Below are 19843 nucleotides of genomic sequence, written 5' to 3' on the forward strand. Positions count from 1 at the left end.
TTCTTAAGTCATATGCAATCGCCATTTACTTTGTTTTATTTTCATAGAATTTTGTTAACGGCGATTTCATGTTATTATAATTGTTTAATATTTTTTATATAAGTCAGAGATTCAGGGCCTTTGTTACAAATAAGATCCAGAACTGATAAATCTTCCAAAAATCCCAGCTTATCAGAGAAGGTCTGGTAATATTCGTCCATTTGAAATTCTGAAGGATGTTTAGCCGAAAATTTCTCTCTAAAATTAATGCTTTCAGGATTTTTGATATATTCTTCATTCAAAGACTGTGCCTTTTCTGTTTTAAGAATCTGCTGTATGACTTCTAATCCTTTAAGGTTGAAATCGATGAGGAATTTCTCTTTCAGTTCATATATTTTCCTGAATTTATCTTCATAATATTCAAAATAAGGAGAACTTTGGTAGGCTGTCTTAATGGATTTCCAATGCAGATTTTTCCAGTCTTCTCTGTAAGAGATTTCAATATCTTTAAATTCTCTTTTCCCATTATGATTGATAGGAATTATTAGAGAGAGCTTTCCGTTTGCCCCATAGATATTGGTTCTGTTTCTATAGGTCTGTTTAGGGAAATTTTCAAACTGTTCAAATATAATCTTGTTCTCAGGATTTAAAAACACTGAAAACCATGAAATCGGTGGCATATAAAATACCGGCAATAATACATTCTGCATAATTTTTAATTTTTTGGATAAATAACTCTTCCTTTTATTTCTTCTTCATTAATCAATCCTGTATATCGAGAATCTAAGCTGGCATTCCGATTATCGCCAAGAAAAAAAACCTTTCCCTTTGGAATAACAATAGGACCAAAATTATCAGCACTCCAGTCTTTACCATATACTTTGAAAATATCACGGTCCGAGCCAGTATTGATAAATCTTTCATAAAAAAAATTATTATCAAGCTCGTTATCGCTTAAATTGGTAATGAAATGATTTTGATCAAATGGGAAAAAGTCATTTTCTGAAAATCCCTTCATCATTAATTCATTCACAAAAGCCCGATCTATTTTATAGGAATGCTTCAGGTTTAAATGAATATCTACTGAAATATCATTAACATACAATTCTCCATTCTTAATCTGAATCTTATCTTTGTATACTCCTACCAGTCGTTGTATATACATTCCTTTGCCATAGGTATTGTTCTGATAATAGACCAGTAGTTTATTTTTATCATAAGGGAGGATATTAGTGATCACAACAAATGATCTTTTTTTAACCGTTGGTTCACTTCCAGCTTCGGGTACAAAAGCATATTGCAAAACTCCTGTGAGTTTTGCAATAATGAAAAGAGTTACAATGACACTTCCTGTAAGAAGTATTGTATTAAATATTTTATTTTTAAACACTATTCTTCTGTGTTTTTCTTTCTGAACAATTTCACAAAATACTCCCATCCGAAGAAAAGGATAAGAATCATTGCAGCGATCCACCAGTAAGATGTTTTGTTGGCTTCACCAGTGTTTGTTGCTTTGAACATTCTCTCCCAACGAACTTTATATGGCGCTTTGTATTCTACATTTTTATCTTCAAATAATCCCTGTACACTCATCCAAGTAAACATCGGTTTACCTACTATGTTTTCTTCCGGAACGAAACCAAAGAATCTTGCATCGAGTGAAGCATCCCTGTTATCTCCTACCATCATATAGTAATCTTGTTTAAGAACATATTGATTAGTTTCGTTTCCATTAATAAAAATTTTTCCATTTCTTTTCTCTAAAGAATTATGTTCATAATTTTTAATAATCCATTGGAATTCCGGAAGCGTTTTATCATTTATGGTAATTACATCCCCTTTCTTAGGTATTCTGATTGGGCCATACTGATCTTGATTCCATCCGCTATTTATAGGAAAAATAGAATTAGTAGTATCAATCTTTGTTTTATTATCATCCTTGTATGAAATCCCACTAATATCTTTTGCTAATATATCTTCTTTTATCTCTGTAACTTCAGGAAGAGATTTAATAATATTATATCTTTCTTTATCTAATCCCTGAAATGAATAAATATATCCATTATTTATCTTTAAATACTGTAAATGATTATCCCTATCAATTTCATCAAGCCAAAAATATCCATATTTTGCATTAAGACTATTCATATCCAATAGATCACTAGTTTTCACAGTGTACCTATGTTGCACTTTTTGATCTCCAAGAACAGTTTCAGGTTTACCATTTACAAACAGTTTACCATTTCTCACTTCAAAAATATCACCAGCTACAGCCACACATCTTTTTACATATGGATCCGCCCTGTCTAAAGAGACATGCACAGAATCACGAGGATAATTGAAAACAACGATATCATTTTTCTGCGGTTTATTAAATTGAAAAATTCTCCCATAAGGCAATTTTATTGCTTCTACGTAGGATTTGGGATCATCTTTTGGATTTCCTTTCTGTCCTGTATCCATAATGGTCCCCTGAAGGAATGGTATGGCTACAGGGCGCATCGGCATTCTGTATCCATAGCTCCATTTGTTCACGAAAAGGAAATCACCTACCAGAAGTGTTCTTTCCATAGATCCTGTAGGAATTCCGAACGGCTGGGTTACAAAAACGTGAATAATGGTTGCAAAAACCACTGCAAAAGTAATAGATCCTAGGAAAGTATCTTTCTTTTTTGCATTTTTATCTTCGTCTGTCATGAACAGATCGTTGGCATTTTCATCTTCTATTTCTATATCTTTAGAATAGTTTACCGTTGCCATATAGATAAATGGCAGGATCACTGTAAGCAATTGATGCTGAAAAAGGGTTTTCCCAAATTTTTTCATTAAATAAATATGGAAAACAGACATCATAATAGGTCCCACTATCGGAAGATAGGACAGGATAGCCCACCATTTCGGGTGTTTTGTTTCTTTTAATATAATGAAGTAATTATAGAAAGGTATAAATGCCAATAATGGGCTATACCCCATTTTTTTGAACAGTTTCCAAGTGGAAATCCCCATCAGTACAGACAAAATGAGAACGTATACTGTATAAGTTAAAAAATAATTCATAGTTTTTTTGTGCCTATTCTAAGTATATAAATGATAAATGATGAGTAATAAATGATTACAGCGTTCTGCTATTTTTAATTTACTATTCATCATTTTTTTATTGGTATGCAATTTAAAGAATTTGTTACAAATTAAAGTCCTAAAACGTCTTTCATGGTGAAGTTTCCTTTTTTGTCTTTAATCCATTCTGCAGCGACAACAGCTCCGAGTGCGAACCCGTTTCTGTTGAAGGCTGTATGTTTTATTTCAATTTCGTCAACTTCACTTTTATAATAAACGCTATGGGTACCGGGAACCTCATCTTCACGGATGGCAAAGATTCCCAGTTCTTGTCCTTGGGTTTCTTCCAGTTTCCAGGCATTAAATTTAGGATTATTTTTGATAATTCCTTCAGCAATGGAAATTGCGGTTCCGCTGGGAGCATCTTTTTTGTGAACATGGTGAATTTCTTCCAGCTGGCAGGAGTATTCATCCACATTTTTCATGATATCGGCTATTTTTTCGTTGAGGGCAAAAAATAAATTCACACCCAAGCTAAAATTAGAACCGTATAAGAATGCACTATCGTTGTCTACAGCAATTTTTTCAATTTCTTCTTTTTTCTCCAGCCAGCCTGTAGTACCGCAGATCACGGGCACTTTATTTTCAAGACAGGCTTTGATGTTCTCATAAGCTGCTTCCGGCAATGAAAATTCGATGGCAACGTCAGGATTATTAAGATTTTCAGCTGTTGGAGTTTCTTTAAGGCGGGCCACTATTTCATGACCTCTCTTCTGTGCAATCTCATCAATGATCTTCCCCATTTTACCGTATCCAACTAATGCTATTCTCATGTGATATCTTATTTTATTATGGTCTCAAGGAACTTTATACAGTCCTGATGAGCTTTATTTAAAATTTAAATTTAAAATCTATAGCTTAAACTTAAGCCTGTTTTCGGGTTTGAAAATCCATACTGATCCTGAATCACCGTAGGATTGAAGCTCAGATCCGGATCATGGCGGCTCTCGTAAAGATGCGCATCCACCACGGCATCTACAATGTTCAGGATGTAGATAAGACCTGTAATGGCTATAGCGTAATCTCTTTGTCTTTTGTATCTGTCCTGAGCGTTTCCGAAAGCTTTTTTATCCAGCCAAGGATGACTGTCTACAAATTCATTAGGTGTTCCGTTAAGTTTTGCCACATAATATTCTCTGTACTTTTTGTACTGATTATTACTCCAGATTGTATATCCGATTCCGGCTCCTACGGCTCCCCAGACAATAGGGATTTTGATGTATTTTTTATTATAATACTGTCCTAATCCCGGAAGAACTGCAGAATACAGCCCGGCTCTTGTAGGATTCAGCTTAATGGTTTTCTTTGTAGGCCCATTTGCATTTTCAAGATCTTCAATGATCTTAGCTTCTGATTTTACTGTTTTTGCGGGTTTCACAGTTTTAGTAACAACTACACTGTCTTTCGGAAGAGGACCTACACGAACTGTGTCGCTGGGAGCTACCTGCGAATAAGCGAAAGCAAAAATGCCCAAAAAGAATGTGAAAAATAATTTCTTCATTTATTTAATATGGGATAAAATATATTCCAGTTCTTCTTCATTTTTGAAGTCCAGAAGAATTTTACCTTTTTTTCCGTTGCCGGAGGTTTTGATTTCTACTTTTACGTCTAAAATATCGGCAATGGTCTTCTGTGCTCTTTTATAATTGTTGGAGAGTTCAGTATTGACTTTTTTTGCTGCCGGTGATTTAGGATTCTTCAATGCGGTAGCAGCCTGCTCAGCCTGACGTACATTGAGTTTTTCTTTGATGATCAGGTCAAATAGAATCTGCTGATGTTCTTCACTTTCAAGACTGATGATGGCTCTTCCGTGCCCTGCAGAGATTTCTCCGCTTCTGATTGCATTCTGAATATCTGGATTCAATCTTAGAAGTCTGATGGAATTGGTAATGGTACTTCTGTCCTTTCCTACTCTCTGGCTAAGATTTTCCTGGGTAAGGCCAATCTCATCCAAAAGTCTCTGATAGGTTAAAGCAATCTCAATGGCATCAAGATCTTCTCTCTGGATATTTTCAACAAGAGCCATTTCCAAAAGCTCCTGATCGTTTACCAAACGGATATAAGCAGGAATTGTCGGAAGCCCGGCAATTTTACTGGCGCGGTAACGTCTTTCCCCTGATATGATTTCGAATTTTTCACCGTCTTTTCTTAAGGTAACCGGCTGGATTACCCCTAAGTTTTTAATCGACAGGGCAAGTTCGTTTAATGCTTTTTCGTCAAAATAAGTTCTCGGCTGGGTCGGATTCGGATAAATATCCTCAAGGGCGACCTCTACGATATTCCCTACAAACTTATCTGCTCCTTCATCGGTCGCGGAGTTGATACTTGCTTTGGATTCAGCGCTCAAAATGGCGCCCAAACCACGTCCCATAGCTCTTTTTTTGTCCTTCATATATATAATCTATAAATGATGATTGATAAGTGATGGTCCTCATTCACTTATAGGGTCCATTTATTATTAAATTAATTTTTCACTAAATTTTCATTCTTCAGCAGAACTTCTTCTGCCAGCTGAATGTATTGTATAGCCCCTTTACTTTCTGCATCGTAATTCAGAATACTTTCTCCAAAGCTCGGCGCTTCACTCAATCTTACGTTTCTGCTGATGATGGTTTCAAAAACCATGTCAGGAAAATGTGAATTCACTTCTTCAACAACTTGGTTAGATAATCTTAATCTGCTGTCGTACATGGTGAGAAGAAGTCCTTCAATACCAAGATCTTTATTATGGATCTTCTGTACATTTTTAATGGTATTCAAAAGCTTACCCAATCCTTCCAATGCAAAATATTCGCACTGGATCGGAATGATCACAGAATCTGCCGCAGTAAGGGCATTAACTGTAATAAGCCCTAAACTCGGTGCACAGTCTATAATGATATAATCATAATCTTCTCTCACTTCTGCCAATGCTTTTTTAAGCATATACTCCCGGTTTTCTTTATCCACGAGCTCAATTTCAGCTGCTACCAGGTCAATATGTGATGGGATGATATCCAGATTGGGAGAGGCAGTTCTTTTGATACAGGTTCTTGTATCTGCACTGTGCTCCAATAGATTATATGTAGAATACTGAACATCTTCTACACCAAGCCCAGAGGTTGCATTAGCCTGTGGATCAGCATCAATGATCAATATTCTTTTTTCCAATACCCCTAATGCTGCCGCCAGATTTACAGCTGTTGTAGTTTTTCCTACTCCTCCTTTTTGATTAGCGATACCTATGATTTTTGCCATTATTAGAACTTTAGGATTCAAAAATACACTTTTTTCTTTGCTCTGTATGAATGGAGAAATTCAAAATTGAGTTAAAGTATTGTTAATAAACGCTTTAACAATTAAAAAAATTATCCACAAAAAAAATTCTTTGTGGATAACTATTTTAAGATTTGTTTTTATGTCAATTATTCGAAGTTCATGGTAATTGGAAATTTGAAATAACTTCTTACGGCTTCACCTTGTTTGTTTTTAGCAGGCTTCCATAATCCCTTTACATTTTTAATGGTTCTGATCGCTTCATTATTAAATTCAACGTCTTTACCATTCGCCTTTAATCCGGAAATGGTTCCGTCTTTTTCTACGATAAAGGTTATCACTGTTTTCATAGTATCTCCATTGCCTTCAAAGCCTGAACTGTCAAAATTGTTAATGACCTTATTTCTGAATGCATCAATTCCTCCGGAAAATGCCGCTTCGGAAGCAAGTTCATCACCACTTGCAATATGGTTATCTGGAACTTTTGCTGGCGGAGTCGGTGGAATATAAGGTACCGCCGGGCCTGTTCCTGCCTGAGGAGGTACAGGATGATAGTTTGTTGTTGCAATAGTTCCTTCCGGATTACTTTTCGGTCCGGCAACTGCTCCTTCAATTTTCTCTACCACTTTTTCAGTCTTTACATTCGCCGTAGGCTCAGGAATGGTTGCATCGTATGTTTTAACCTTTTCAGGTTGAGTCTCTGGCTTCTGAATCTGTACAGGTGGTTTAACTTGTACATCAGGTGGAACAAACGGATCTACTAATTCGATTTCTATTCCGCCTGGGCCTTCCGACTGTACATCAGTCTGAAATGCCGAGATTACAAACGGCGTTATGGAAATAGCAGCCAATAAACTCACGCCCACAAAAAGCGCTTTGGTTAATAATCTATCTGATTCATTTCTTAACGCATAGGCACCATATTCTTTGTTTCGGTGCTCAAAAAGAACCTCGTTAAAACGAAATTCCTGGTTTTGGTTTTGGTGTTTCATCACTATTAAATATTTAAACTGTTAAAAAATTAGTGATTATTAGTTTTAGTGTTCTTATCGATAAGTATTGTTTCGATATCAAAACATCTGCCAATTTTTTATCAAAACATCAATATTTTAAAAAACATTATAACAATATGCAAAATTTAACATTCCAATCAATCAAAAATACTCAAAATTCAACCTCAATTCATTTTATTATTCGTAAAAAACCAGTCATTATTTACAAAATACATATCATAAAATTAAAAACAGTGAAAACCACATTAAAAAACAGGAAAAACACTGATGAATCAATTGCAATACTGAAATACATTTGTACCATAGAAAATCGGGGAAGCTGAAAACCAAAAAGAGTAAGCAATTTTTAAAAAACTTATAATTATGCCAACTTTAACTCAAGACGCAAAAACAAATTCATTAATGAGCATGCTTTTAAAGCAGGTCTACGACACAGTAACCAACGGAGGAAATCCGGAACATTTGGGAACAGATGATTTTATTGCCTTTGATCCGGTAGGGATTACACTTTCGGAAGATACTTTTGATTATGCACTAAACGGTCTTTTCGGAGATGCTCCCTCACCCAAACCTATGCTGGACGGAACAGGAAAACCTATCCTGGATGCCAACGGGAATCCAAAAATAGATATGGAAGCTTACCAGACCGCCTTATCTAACAGCAAATTCAAAAAGTATCTGCAGATGGAACAATTTGCCGCAATGGTAGATTCAGTACCTTCTCATTTACCACCACTTACTGAAGATGGAAAAGGAAGAGCCATTACCATTATGACTGATTCTGAAAAAAGAGTTTCCAAAGTATATGAGGATCTTTTGCAGTGGTCTGTAGTAGTGGACACAGATTTTGATCAGAAAGTAGAGAAAAAACTGGGTTCTCTGAGAGACAAATTATTCAAAATAAAAAAGGTGAAGAATCCTGATTTTGATGAGAATGCACCGATAGATGACCTGAACAAGCCTGAACTGATCCATACGTTTGTAGCGCCTACTTATGCAAAATATGTAGAGTATCAGATGAAATATTATGATATCGTGGATGCCAATAACGAAATCAGAATTGCTGCTGACAATGGGGATACCAACGCAATGGCCAAAATATCCATTGACGGAAAAAACATGAAAAAGCGTGAAGATGCTGCCTTGAAGGCCTGGCAATCTTTAGGCTACAAAGAGGCTGTAGAAAGAATTCAAAATTACCTGAGTGAGATTGAGGAAAAGCATATGCTTGTGATCAAGAAGAGAATACAGGCAGAATTCAGGAACAGCCAGAGAACAAGAATTTTAGATTATACAAATTACTCTCCATGTATTCCGGTAGCAGCCAATGCCTTGAGAGAATCAAAAGGATGGCCTGAAATCTCTATTTCACAAGGGAAAAGCAATTACGATTATTCTAAATCGATTCATAACTGGGGAGCTGCAGGAGGTTTCAGCATGGGACTATTCTCTATTGGGGCAAAAGGAGGAGGAAAAAATGAGAAAACCCAGATCAACTCTGATTATTCCAGTATGAATATCTCTTTTAAAATCGGAAAGGTAAAAGTAGAAAGAGGCTGGTTCAATCAGCAGTTCATAGAATCCAAATACTGGAAACTTCACGAGCAGTCTCCACAGACATTAAATGGGGATATGATCAGCGATGGAAATGGAAAAGGGCTAATGCCATCCCTCATCACCGAGCTGATTATCGCCAAAGATGTTTCCCTGGATTTCAAAGACAGCAGCTCTGCTTATACTGATGCTAAAAATTCTATATCTGCAGGAGGTGCTGTAGGAATAGGACCTTTCGTAATTGGCGGAAACTATAGCTACGACAATCAGAATGTAAAATCCAGCTATGACTGGGATGGTAAAAAACTGACCTCAAAAGGAATTTACATTATCGGTTACAAATGCCACATCGTACCGAAGTCTCCAAATCCGAACCCTGAGATCAAAAAATGGGCGGACGGAAAATCATAAGCAGAAAGGAAGTCTGAAGCCGGAAGAAGGAAGTTATTGAGTACCAAGATGCAGTCACGGTATAGTTTTAATTAATTTTTTTGAGAATTATTAAAAGATGTATGTACCCTACTAACTTCCAGCCTCCCTTCTTCTCTCTTCCCATCTTACACCATAATATATCCTTCTCAATAGAATGGCCGGCAGAAATTTTTCTGCCGGTTATTCACCTAAACTAAAAACGATAACCATGAAATATTTTGTAGCTGTTTACCAGAAACTTAAGAACATTTATATGTCACAAAGCTCGATGGAAAATGATCTGCCTATGATCTGCCCTTCTCTGCGCATTTATGACAATGAGGAACTGGAACTTCTGAAACCACAAAGCCTGCTGAATGATGAACAGAAAAAAGCGCTTTCGATCATTAAAAAACAAAATGTAGCGTATGAACTGAACTCTGTGCCTATCTCACCCAATTTTTGGGATCTTAACCCCAATAATTCTTTATTTGATATTTACAGGGACATCTTGGATAAAAATAACCTGAAAAACCTGGAAGAAAATCTCGATAAGGTCCTTGAAAACAAAAGCACCCTTCTTTTTGATGCTAAAAACAGCGACACCAAGGAGTTTAAAGCTTATAAAAAATACAGAATACTGTATGAAGACACCGTCAATAAAGTAACTGATCACCTGTTGCTGTTTGACGGGCTGGAAACTGATGAGGAAAAAAGAAACTGGAATGACCGGCTTGTCAACTTAAACAACCTGAAAGAACTGGCTTTTTCTGAATGGAAAGTAAAAGGCAACAAAGATCATATTGAAAAGGAACTGGCAAGGATCAACAGATCTTCTGATGCTGATCTTTATCTTGCTATGGCGCAAAATGCAAAACATACTTTTGAGGCCGCAGAAAAAACTGATGTGATCAGCAATTCCTCAATTCACGACATTAATTTTATCCCGTATGATTTTATGGAAAATGAATCGGGTTGGAACAGCATGCGTATTGAAAAATCTGAACTTGAAGGACTTCACTCCGAGGCAAAAAACAGCAATGAAAACATTCCTTCTGAGATTTTATCTATAGATTATGACGAAAGCATGATCCAGGCCGTGGAAATGGATTATTCTTTTGTGCATTTAAAAAGAAACTGGTTCAATAAAAATTTTATGCTTTCCAATTATTTTGAATGGAAGGAGCCTAAAAAAATATCAGACGGGCAGACGATATCCAATGATTTCAAGCTTCCGGCATTTCCAAAAACCATGATCCTGATTAAAAACCTGAAAGTGATCCTTGATCCGTCTATTATCAGCACCAGTGTAAGCAATGCGGAACAGCTGGTTTATTTCGGGCCTATGGTAATGAAACAGCAGGTTTTCATCAATAAAACCAATAACCAGAAGTTCCTGAAAGCGATCACCAACGTGAAAACCATCAAATCTGACCAGCTTAATTATCTGGCTAAGAAAACAGCTATTGTCGAAGCGCAAAAAGTAAACGTCATTAATAATTTTTCTGCCAGAACAGCCTTAGATCCGGAACCGGTAGAAAATATGAAAGCCGCAGTCAACGCCTCATTTGCAGGAAAAACTAATATGGGAAATATCCTGAATAACATTAAGAATTTAAGCCCTCTCAACCCGGCTCCACACGGAGCCAGCCCGGTACAGCCCACACCTCAGCCTACCAACCCAATTAAAACTCCATGGGGATCATGGGGTCCGAAGTTCCCGACTATTCCTACTCCAACCCCGGTACCTACCCCGGCCCCAACACCAATTCCTATCCCTGTTCCGCCACCGCCTACAGATGCTCTTGTACAGTTCCGGATCTCTGATAAGGTCAATAATGAACCTATCTATAAATGTGCTATTTCTATTAAAGGCACTAATAACAACAGGATTTTTGAGATCGAAAGCAATGAAGCAGGCATGATCAATCAACTGATTTCTCTTGGGGAATACAGCATTGAGCTAAGAATTGATGATTATGCAGTTTTGAATCAGAATTTCAGTGTTACCAGCTCGATGCCTCTTAACCTTGAATATAAGCTTCAACGGGAGGAAGTGAAATTTAAATCCTTTTTCCTGATTGGAATGATCTGTGAGAGGATGCCACAGATACCGGTTAATCAGTAATTGAGAAAAGAGGAAAGAGCCAAGAATCAAGAATCAAGAATCAAGATATCAGACTTGAGATTTTATACTTTATACTTTATACTTTATACTTTATACATGAGATGCCGGATTGAATACCTGGCCATCATACTTTATCTAAAAATATTCATCATTCATCATTCATCATTCATCATTCATCATTTATAAAACTATCGTCATGAAACTTTTAAAATATTATACAAAAGCACCGGAAGTGCTTACATTATGCGAGATCCTTTATCAACTTGGATACAGCATTAAGATCTCAGATTCATTTACTCTGGAAGTGGATGCAGCCGTGAAAGATTTCCAAAGTAAAAATTCTTTGGTTGTAGACGGAATCGTAGGTGTAAAAACCTGGGCCGTTCTTCTTGAAAAAGACGAAAAACCCCTGAGCCGGACCGATAAATTTTTGAAAGAAGAAGATCTTATCCATTTCGCAAATGAATACAATCTGGAGCTAGCTGCCGTGAAGGCCGTGAACGAAATTGAAAGCAGCGGAAAAGGATTTTTGATCAACAATAAGCCAAAAATTCTGTTTGAAGGTCATGTTTTCTGGAGTGAGCTTAAGAAAAGAGGCATTGATCCTACTTCTTACTACAATTCAGACAGCCAGAACATTCTTTATCCGAAATGGACAAGAGCCTATTACCAGGGCGGTGTGAAAGAGTATGACAGATTAAATGAGGCCATCAGCCTGGGTGGCAACCCTAACTTTAAAGAGGCTGCATTGTCTTCTGCTTCGTGGGGAAGTTTTCAGATCATGGGTTATCATGCCAAAAACCTGGGTTACAGCAATGTAGATGATTTTGTTTCGAAAATGGAACTCAATGAAGGTGAACATTTGAGAGCATTCGGAAAATTTTTAGAGAAGAATAACTGCCTTGTTCATCTCAGAAATAAAAACTGGGCAGGTTTTGCGAAGCTTTACAACGGAGCAGGCTACAGGGAAAACAAGTACGATGAGAAGCTTGCGAAAGCTTATGCAAAATATGCACAAAATTAAATAAGCAGTTTTTTTTAAGTTCCTGCAGATATATAGATTCAAAGTTGCTTATAGCTTTTTTGAACTTCTATGATCTGTGGGAATTTTGTTTTTAATAGAAACACTGCTGAATGGTTTTACAGAAACGTTTTTAGAACAATGCCAACCTGTTTAAATTCAATTTTTTATAAGCCATATTCAAAAGCTACAATTTGATAATCAAGAGGTTATATTTGTTATTTTTTAACATTAGTTTAACATTTTTGTTTATCTTTGCTTTTCGTCAAATAACTAAGAATGTCTTTATACCAAAAAATTGCAGAAAAACTACAATATATAAGTCCGAGTTTTTATAAAAAAAGATATTTTAAGAATTTAAACAATCTTACTAAGAATAATTTTTCGGCACGCAACGTAGAACCGGAACTGGTATGGATTAAGGAATACCTTCCCAAAAATGCTGTAATACTGGACATCGGGGCTAATGTCGGAACTTTTCTTTATCAGTTGGAACATAAGCTGAACCATGAACATATTTATGGTTTTGAACCCAACAAGAAGCTTTACCGCCGCCTGAAAAGACTTTTCCCAAGAATGAGAATATTCCCTTTAGCTCTTTCTGACGAAAATACAATTGCCGAATTTAAGGTTCCTATTATTAATGGCAAGCTGATTGCTTCCCGGGGAACTTTAAACACCTCTTACAAAGAGAAAGGTGAGGAAAAAAGCTATACGGAAAAAGTAAAAGTGATCAAGCTGGACGAATGGGCCGCAATAGAACATTTTGACAGACTGGATTTCATTAAGATAGATGTGGAAGGAAATGAAATGAAAACCCTGTCCGGTGCTAAAAAAACCATCATGCGGTTCCTTCCGACACTGATGGTCGAAATGGAGCAGAGACATCACAAAAACCCGATCTGGAATGATATTTCCGAAGTAAAAAGCTGGGGATACGAAGCACAATATCTTAACCGTGAAAGTTTTAAGCTGGAACTCCTGACGGAAGAGATCTTAATACACAACACCAACGATGAAAAAAACAAGACCAGCTATATAAACAACATTATTTTTACGCCAAAAAACCATTAAAAAAACATTATGAGTGTAGTAGCGAGACAGGGCTTCAAATATTCCATCATAGGTTATATTGGTTTTCTGCTGGGTACCATATCCGCCATTTTTATCTTTCCGTACAATTTTGAATTTTATGGAAAGCTCCGTTATATCCTGCCTACTGCCGAGATGCTGGTTCCTGCTGTAGTATTGGGAATCTCTTATTCCAACGTGAAATTTTTCCACAGGGTAGAAAAAGACGGCAAGAAACAGAATATGCTGTCACTGTCGCTGCTTACCGTGTTTGTTAATTTTATCATTTTTACGGGTGTATTTTTTGTACTGCCCTATCTTTTCCCAAAATTCAGACATTCGGAAGCATGGAAATTAAAGGAAATGATTCTTCCCCTCATTCTCATCCTTTCTTTCTGTGCAATTTTTAATAAATATACCTCCAATTATAAGAGAATTGTAGTATCCAATATTTTTGACAATCTTTTCCCTAAGATTGCCAACCTGGGAGCTTTCTGCCTGTTCGCTTATTTTTTACTCTCGCAGAAAGTAGCGTTTGCTTTCTTTTTCGGAATGTTTGCCCTGATGCTTTTCGGATACGTTTATTATACGAACAAGCTTGAAAAGATAAGACTGGACTTTAATACGGATTATTTTAAGAAGGATAATTTCTGGAAAGAATTTTTCAATTACAGTTTTTTTGGATTTCTGGGAACTTTCGGAAATTATCTGGCGATCAACAGTTTCATGATCGGCGAGTTCCTGGGAATGGAGGAAGTGGGGATCTATTCTGTTCTTTATGCTCTGATTTCTCTGATTTCAATTCCACAGCTGGGACTGTTCAACATCTCTGCCCCAATCATCAATAAAACACTGGTTGAGGGTGACATGGAGGAACTGGACAGGTTTCACAAAAAGACATCATTATCCTTATATTTTTTAGGCGCGGTTTTATTTTCATGCATCATGGTTGGTTTTCCTTATCTGACGGAATTTATGCCTAAAAACGGAACGATGCTTAGAGAATATGAGCCCGTAGTATGGATTTGGGGTTCTGCAGTTTTAATTGATCTTGCGACAGGCTTTAACGGGAATATCATCTCGCTTTCCAAATATTACAGATTCAATATCCTGATTATGCTTCTTCTGGCTGGACTCACGGTTGGACTGAATTATTATTTCATTAAAAATACGGATCTGAAACTGATTGGGATTGCTTTATCTACCGCTATTTCACTCACAACTTACAATGTCATCAAGATCGCTTTCAACTATTTTGTTTTTAAAGTGTCTCCGTTGACGATTGAAATGATATTTGTTTCTATCATATGTACTTTAGCGATCACTGTGGCGATTGTTTTACCAACTTTCCATAATAATTTCATCAACCTGATGTACAAACCAGCTGTTGTTCTGGTATTGATCTACATCGGAAATTATTTCACCAAAGTATTCCCACTCGAGGATTATCTGAATGCAAATTTTATCAAAAGTATTTTTAAATTTAAATAGAAATTAAACCGGAGAGAACATCTTCCAATTTTTTTAAAACTAACTTTTTGCTGTAGTTTTTCTGGAAATCAAAGCGCATATTTTTAAGCGTTTTAAACTGCTCCAGAATATTATCCGACTCAGGAACAATAAATTCTAATTTCGAAGGATAATCTTTAGGAAAAACAGCCATTTTGCCATATTTGATAGCATCACCCAAGTTCCCGGTCATTTTGGTCAGCCCATAGATTTCTTCCCTGCTGAAAAATTCTGTTTTCTGCTGAATCGGACACCACAAAACATCTGCATTCTGCATCCATTTTTCAAAATCTTCATGGGAAACCCGGTCTGAAAAATACTGTATAGAAATATTTTCCGGAAGTTTTTGAGACAGTTTTTCCAACTGGCTCAGCTCACTGTCTTTGGCTTTTCCAAGAAATATGAATTCATATTTCTCTTCAGCTTTTAAATTTTGAATGGTTTTAAAAACATGATGGTAATCTCTTCTTTTTTGTGAAACACCCCCCGGAATCACAACTTTAAGATCATTATTTCCCTTTTTTTCGAAATTCTTGCTATAAAAAAGAGGCAGAAATTTATAAATATCAGATGCAAGCTCTTCATCCAGTACCAATAAATTCTTAGCATTCCTGTACGCTTTTGAGGTATAAAAAAGACCTTCTTTCCACCAAAGCTTCAGCCGGTAAATAATATCCCCCTTAAAAATACTTTTCATCAAAGCACCTTTTGAAGCTACAGAAAAATTCATATTATGAACAATAACAGATACATTATATTTCTGAGCCAATGCATGAAAGGTGTTAAAATATCGATGAACCGTTCCAATGATGACCAGATCATATTTCTTTAATTTCAACTGCTCCATGATCATGGAACTGTCAGATAAAAATATTGTTTCGCCGTCCTCCACAATCAAATCTTTAATCTTTTTCGAAAAATAGTAATCTACACTGAAATCCGAAGAATCCTTCATGATATCCATGAAAGCCTGCGCAATTTCTGCGTGGGTATCTATTTCTATGTAAGCGATTTTTTTCAATTGGAATTAGAGGTTAGAGGTTAGAGGTTAGAGGTTAGAGGTTAGAGGTTAGCAAAGGTAAAATGTTTGACTTAATGTCAATTTATCTTTTGCAGTTTTATAATTGTGATTATATTTTCAGCCATTTTTTCTTCAGCATTGCCCATCGTTTATCGTTGATGGCTTTTTGCTCTTCTTTGGAGATCTTGAGTTCCAGCTTGGCTGTTTTGCAGGCTTCATAAGCTTTAATGATCTTAAAGAAAAAGGAAACAGATCTGCTTTTCGCAGCTTCCTTTGAAGATGCAATATAGGTAAGAAACCTGTTCAGACCTAAAAAGTAAAAATATCTGCCGTAATAGTCTGCCGGTCTGATTGTATAATCTGCACCTTTTACCTTGATCAGTTTTACCTGCAGCTCAGGAATAACAACTTCTTTCCAACCCAGGTTTTCCAAAAGAATAGAATCAATATTGTCCCAGCCCAGCGTTTCTCTCAATCCTCCGATTTGAACGAAAGATTCTTTGCGATACGCTTTCATAGGGCCTCTTACATGATGCTTATTCGAATTCCCTTCATATACCCAGCCTCCATCTTTTTCCACATATAACAAACCACCAACAAGTCCATATTCAGGATTGTTTTTGAATGCATCCCCTACTGTTTCCAGATAATTTCCGGGAAGAATAATGTCGGCATCAAATTTACAGATAATATCAAATTCATCCGTATTTTGGGTTTTCAGTCCGTTTTTGAACGCACTCACCACTTTAGAACCTGGCTGATGGGCAGATTTCTGAAGATTCACCGTTTCAAAACGGGAATCATTTTCTGTATATTTTCTGATTATTTCGGCCGTTCCGTCTGTAGAACCGTCATTAACCACCACAGTTTGGAAATCCTTAAAGCTCTGCTGCTGTAAAGAATCCAGTGTGAATGAAAGATTTCCTTCTTCGTTATGTGCAGGAATTATGATTAAAAACCTCAAGCTTTTGAATTTATAAATGATAAGCGATAAATGATCCTAATGAATTATCATTTATCGCTTAAATTATTTTATTTGTTATGCGGTTTCAGCATGTTTTTAGGATCAAGGATCTCATCGAGCTTCTCTTGGGAAAGAATTCCTTTCTCTAAAACCAGATTGTAAACACTATTCCCTGTTTCAAGAGCTTCTTTAGCAATCTCCGTAGATTTCTTGTATCCAATATATGGGTTAAGTGCTGTTACAATACCAATGCTGTGCTTTACCATATTCAGGCAGATTTCCTTGTTAGCAGTAATTCCTACAACACATTTTTCACGAAGCGTATCTAAAGCATTGCAAAGGAAATTAATGTTTTCCATGATCGCATGGGAAAGTACAGGCTCCATTACGTTAAGCTGCAACTGCCCTGCTTCTGCAGCAAAAGTTACGGTTAGATCATTCCCAAATACCTTAAAGCAAACCTGGTTTACCACTTCCGGGATAACAGGATTCACTTTTCCAGGCATAATGGATGATCCAGGCTGCATCGGAGGAAGATTGATCTCAAATAATCCGGCTCTTGGGCCTGAAGAGAGCAGTCTCAGATCATTACAGATCTTTGAAAGCTTCACGGCAAGACGTTTTGTAGCAGAAGAATAAATTACATAAGAACCTGTATCCGGTGTTGCCTCAACCAGATCCGGTGCGGAAATAACCGGAAAACCAGTAATCTGAGCAAGGTTTTTCGCACAAAGTGTTGCATAGCCTACCGGAGCATTCAGCCCTGTACCAATGGCGGTCGCTCCCATATTCACTTCTACAAAAAGGCTGGCATTGTTGTTTAATTTAGAAATATCTTCTTCCAGAGTAGCTGCATATGCTTCAAACTCCTGTCCTAAAGTCATTGGAACAGCATCCTGAAGCTGGGTACGGCCCATTTTGATTACGTCATGAAACTCTTTTCCTTTGGCACGAAAAGCTTCGACGATTTTTTCAAGCCTTTCAACAAGTCCGATATTCATATGCAGCAGTCCCATCTTGATAGCTGTAGGATAGGCATCATTGGTGGACTGAGAAAGATTGATATGGTCATTTGGTGAACAGAATTCATATTCACCTTTATTTTTTCCTAATTTTTCTAAAACAATGTTGGCGATCACTTCATTCGCGTTCATGTTGATTGAAGTCCCGGCTCCTCCCTGGATCATATCCACAGGGAACTGCTCATGGTATTTTCCGGCTATAATTTCATCGCATGCTTCCGCTATTTTGAAATACAGGTTTTCATCAAGCAGACCCAATTCATAATTGGTTTTTGCCGCTGCTTTTTTCACAAAGGCCAGACCTTTGATAAAATCCGGATATGAAGACAGAAGCTGTCCCGAGATTTTGAAGTTATCGATCGCTCTCTGCGTCTGCACCCCGTAATACGCATCTGCAGGCACATTGAGTTCGCCCAACAGATCGCTTTCTTTTCTGAAATTTTCCATTACAGATATTTTAGCTGTTTTTATTTTTAAATATAGCAAAAACGCATCTTAACCGATGCGTTTTAATTGTTATTTCGCTGGATATTTTTGATTTAAAGCCTGAAGGATTGCCCATGTTTCAGCATCCATAATTCCGTCATAATTCTGCGGACGGAAATGGTATTGTAAAGCTTCGATGGTTCTTTTTGTTGCATCATCCCACTTTCCGCTCAGATCCACATAATATCCGAATTTCTGCAATGCCGTCTGGATAGCAAAGATAAAGGAAGGATCATTATACTTTAGGGGTACTTCTTCCTGTGCCAGAGCTAAGAAATTCTGTTTTACGGCTTCATCGTACCACATTCCAAGCTGGTATTCATCATACAGCTTTTTCCATGGAAACATAGGTCCGGGATCCTGCTTTCTTGTTGGGGCAATATCTGAATGAGCTAGGACATTGGTTGCCGGGATTTGGTATCTGTTGACAATATCTTTAGCCAAAGCAGCCACTTTTTTTACCTGTTCATCACTGAATGGAGCAAATACTTTTTTTCCTTCGGCATCTGATGTATATCCGGTATTGACAATCTCAATTCCTATAGAAGTATCATTAAGGTTTTTATCATTTCTCCAGTTACTTACTCCGGCATGATAAGAACGTTTGTTCTCGTCCACCAGCTGATAGATCTCATTGTCTCCGGTATTATTCACCAGATAATGGGCACTTACCCCCTGTTGGGTAAGAACCGTAATGGACTTATCATCAGGAAGCGCTGTATAATGTAATATAAGGTAACGCTGTCTAAAGTTCTGTCCTATGGCAGGGAAATAAGTCTTTACAACTTTATATCCTGCCGGCTTTGCTGAAACGATAGAACCGTAACTTGCCGTATTGTCATTTTTTGTAGGATCAGCAAGATTGGTTGTAAAAAATTCTACTCCGCGGTCATTGGTAATTTTAGGTTTTGCAGTCTCGGCTACCGGAGTCTTAACAGCAGGTTTCGCCTGTGATACCGGGGCTTTTGGCTTGTAGGTATTTTTTTTAACATTTTGCTGGGAAGTACATGAAAAAACAAAAGTACTTAATCCGATGATATATAATGTCTTACGCATCAGTTTAATTTTTTAATCATTTATCTCCTCAAAAATACACAAATTTTTCTTGAATTTTATTTGGTAAATAAAGAAATCTATTCTATATTTGCACTCGCAATAACGGAACAACGATCATTAAAAAACAAGAAAAAAGGAGGGTTGCCAGAGTGGTTAATGGAGCAGTTTGCTAAACTGTCGACGTGCAAGCGTCGCAAGGGTTCGAATCCCTTACCCTCCGCATTTTTTTCTTACTA

At 36.9% G+C, this 19843-nt stretch carries 17 protein-coding genes and 1 tRNA gene; 6 read left to right on the forward strand and 12 right to left on the reverse strand.

Annotated features, from left to right (window positions below):
• Positions 1-74: 74 nt before the first annotated feature.
• The 8 genes from ACTJIV_RS10270 to ACTJIV_RS10305 form a co-directional block, all read right to left on the reverse strand.
• A complete protein-coding gene (locus ACTJIV_RS10270; protein ID WP_440627238.1) occupies positions 75-689 on the reverse strand; it encodes a WbqC family protein in 615 nt (204 codons plus the stop codon).
• 5 nt (positions 690-694) lie between these two features.
• Entirely contained in the window at positions 695-1369 is a 675-nt protein-coding gene (gene lepB, locus ACTJIV_RS10275; RefSeq protein ID WP_440627240.1) for a signal peptidase I, read from the reverse strand.
• Entirely contained in the window at positions 1369-3036 is a 1668-nt protein-coding gene (gene lepB, locus ACTJIV_RS10280; protein WP_440627242.1) for a signal peptidase I, read from the reverse strand. Before lepB (ACTJIV_RS10280) ends, lepB (ACTJIV_RS10275) begins: the two co-directional genes overlap by 1 nt.
• A 131-nt stretch (positions 3037-3167) precedes the next feature.
• Complete coding sequence (dapB, locus tag ACTJIV_RS10285; RefSeq protein WP_440627243.1) at positions 3168-3869, reverse strand: 4-hydroxy-tetrahydrodipicolinate reductase; 702 nt, start codon at positions 3867-3869, stop codon at positions 3168-3170.
• 71 nt (positions 3870-3940) lie between these two features.
• Complete coding sequence (locus tag ACTJIV_RS10290; RefSeq protein WP_111955964.1) at positions 3941-4597, reverse strand: DUF5683 domain-containing protein; 657 nt, start codon at positions 4595-4597, stop codon at positions 3941-3943.
• The gene (locus ACTJIV_RS10295) at positions 4598-5488 is read right to left on the reverse strand and encodes a ParB/RepB/Spo0J family partition protein (protein WP_111955962.1); all 891 of its coding nucleotides are present in this window, start codon (positions 5486-5488) and stop codon (positions 4598-4600) included. It lies immediately after the preceding gene.
• A 71-nt stretch (positions 5489-5559) separates the two neighbouring features.
• Entirely contained in the window at positions 5560-6333 is a 774-nt protein-coding gene (locus tag ACTJIV_RS10300; protein ID WP_223558579.1) for a ParA family protein, read from the reverse strand.
• Positions 6334-6500: 167 nt separating this feature from the next.
• Positions 6501-7343, reverse strand: coding sequence for an energy transducer TonB (locus tag ACTJIV_RS10305; RefSeq protein WP_440627246.1), 843 nt, complete (start codon positions 7341-7343; stop codon positions 6501-6503).
• 384 nt (positions 7344-7727) lie between these two features.
• Between ACTJIV_RS10305 and ACTJIV_RS10310 the strand changes: the two genes are divergently transcribed.
• The 5 genes from ACTJIV_RS10310 (at position 7728) to ACTJIV_RS10330 (ending at position 15040) form a co-directional block, all read left to right on the forward strand.
• Positions 7728-9329: a hypothetical protein gene (locus ACTJIV_RS10310; RefSeq protein WP_440627247.1), complete on the forward strand. Its 1602-nt coding sequence runs from the start codon at positions 7728-7730 to the stop codon at positions 9327-9329.
• A 229-nt stretch (positions 9330-9558) separates the two neighbouring features.
• Positions 9559-11457: a hypothetical protein gene (locus tag ACTJIV_RS10315; RefSeq protein ID WP_440627249.1), complete on the forward strand. Its 1899-nt coding sequence runs from the start codon at positions 9559-9561 to the stop codon at positions 11455-11457.
• Positions 11458-11653: 196 nt separating this feature from the next.
• A complete protein-coding gene (locus tag ACTJIV_RS10320) occupies positions 11654-12481 on the forward strand; it encodes an N-acetylmuramidase domain-containing protein (RefSeq protein WP_440627251.1) in 828 nt (275 codons plus the stop codon).
• Positions 12482-12757: 276 nt separating this feature from the next.
• Complete coding sequence (locus tag ACTJIV_RS10325; protein WP_111955950.1) at positions 12758-13552, forward strand: FkbM family methyltransferase; 795 nt, start codon at positions 12758-12760, stop codon at positions 13550-13552.
• Between the two features lie 9 nt (positions 13553-13561).
• Positions 13562-15040 carry a lipopolysaccharide biosynthesis protein gene (locus tag ACTJIV_RS10330; RefSeq protein WP_440627253.1) on the forward strand — a complete coding sequence of 493 codons (1479 nt, stop codon included), beginning with the start codon at positions 13562-13564 and terminating at the stop codon, positions 15038-15040.
• Here ACTJIV_RS10330 and ACTJIV_RS10335 read toward each other — a convergent pair.
• From ACTJIV_RS10335 to ACTJIV_RS10350, 4 genes are all read right to left on the reverse strand, one after another.
• Entirely contained in the window at positions 15033-16079 is a 1047-nt protein-coding gene (locus ACTJIV_RS10335; RefSeq protein ID WP_440627255.1) for a hypothetical protein, read from the reverse strand. The genes ACTJIV_RS10330 and ACTJIV_RS10335 overlap by 8 nt on opposite strands.
• A gap of 109 nt (positions 16080-16188) precedes the next feature.
• Positions 16189-17043, reverse strand: coding sequence for a glycosyltransferase family 2 protein (locus tag ACTJIV_RS10340; protein ID WP_440627256.1), 855 nt, complete (start codon positions 17041-17043; stop codon positions 16189-16191).
• 68 nt (positions 17044-17111) lie between these two features.
• On the reverse strand, positions 17112-18512 hold the full coding sequence (gene aspA / locus ACTJIV_RS10345; protein WP_223558571.1) for an aspartate ammonia-lyase: 1401 nt from the start codon (positions 18510-18512) through the stop codon (positions 17112-17114).
• A gap of 69 nt (positions 18513-18581) precedes the next feature.
• Positions 18582-19607 (reverse strand): N-acetylmuramoyl-L-alanine amidase, encoded by a 1026-nt coding sequence (locus tag ACTJIV_RS10350; protein WP_223558570.1) that lies wholly within the window; start codon positions 19605-19607, stop codon positions 18582-18584.
• 135 nt (positions 19608-19742) lie between these two features.
• Between ACTJIV_RS10350 and ACTJIV_RS10355 the strand changes: the two genes are divergently transcribed.
• Positions 19743-19827: transfer RNA gene (locus tag ACTJIV_RS10355), tRNA-Ser, on the forward strand.
• The last annotated feature ends 16 nt before the right edge of the window (positions 19828-19843 follow it).

Source organism: Chryseobacterium sp. 22532, assembly GCF_052044665.1.
Lineage (GTDB): Bacteria > Bacteroidota > Bacteroidia > Flavobacteriales > Weeksellaceae > Chryseobacterium > Chryseobacterium lathyri.